At 57.4% G+C, this 810-nt stretch carries 1 protein-coding gene and 1 pseudogene; both read right to left on the bottom strand.

The features are described 5' to 3' along the window. A partial coding sequence (locus HHU12_RS34220; RefSeq protein WP_317170700.1) for a Mur ligase domain-containing protein occupies positions 1-215 on the bottom strand: 215 nt, incomplete at its 3' end. Continuing rightward, positions 202-810, bottom strand: a pseudogene (gene ftsI, locus HHU12_RS34215) (peptidoglycan glycosyltransferase FtsI); the annotation flags it as partial. The pseudogene ftsI and the gene HHU12_RS34220, both read right to left, overlap by 14 nt.

Here is an 810-nt window from a genome sequence, read left to right as displayed (position 1 = left end):
TTAGCTTCGCCCTGCGCTTCAGCAATAATGGCAGCCACACCTTGCGCTATCGCCTGCGGGATATAACGACGCCCGTCCGCCTGATGACCCTGTACCGCGATAAAGAGATCGCCGGAAGCAGCCACCCGGCTGTCCAGCGTCATCTCTCGCAGAATGCGCTCCGGTGCGTTTGGCACCCATGGAGCGAGTAGGTCGCGCAAATTACGATCTGCCACCTGTTCCCTCGCCTTGATTAATTACAAATTCACTTTTTTCGCCCGTTGCCAGCGCATCCGGCTCGATGTTCATGGTGCGCAATACGCCGCCCATGATGGCACCGAAGACCGGCGCGGAAACGGCGCCACCGTAGTATTTACCTGCCTGCGGGTCGTTGATCACCACCACCAGCGCGAAGCGCGGATGGCTGGCGGGCGCAACGCCTGCGGTGTAAGCAATATATTTGTTGATATAGCGGCCATCCGGCCCCACTTTTTTCGCCGTACCGGTGTTAGTCGCGATGCGATAGCCTTTGATCGCCGCTTTCACACCGCCGCCGCCGGGCAGCGCCACGCTTTCCATCATATGAACGACGGTACGAACGAGTGATTCCGGGAAGACGCGCTCGCCCGGAACCGGAGGATCAACTTTGGTAATCGACAACGGGCGATAGATGCCATAGCTGCCAATCGTTGCGTAGACTCGCGCTAACTGTAACGGGGTTACCATTAGCCCATAGCCGAAAGAAAAGGTGGCCCTCTCTATGTCAGACCACCGTTGTTTTTGAGGATATAAGCCACTGCGTTCTCCGACCAACCCCAAATTGGTCGCCTT

This window comes from Flammeovirga aprica JL-4 (assembly GCF_012844305.1).
GTDB classification, from domain to species: domain Bacteria; phylum Bacteroidota; class Bacteroidia; order Cytophagales; family Flammeovirgaceae; genus Flammeovirga; species Flammeovirga aprica.
The sequence above is the reverse complement of the archived record's forward strand: the minus strand, read 5'-3'. Positions and strand labels throughout refer to the sequence as shown.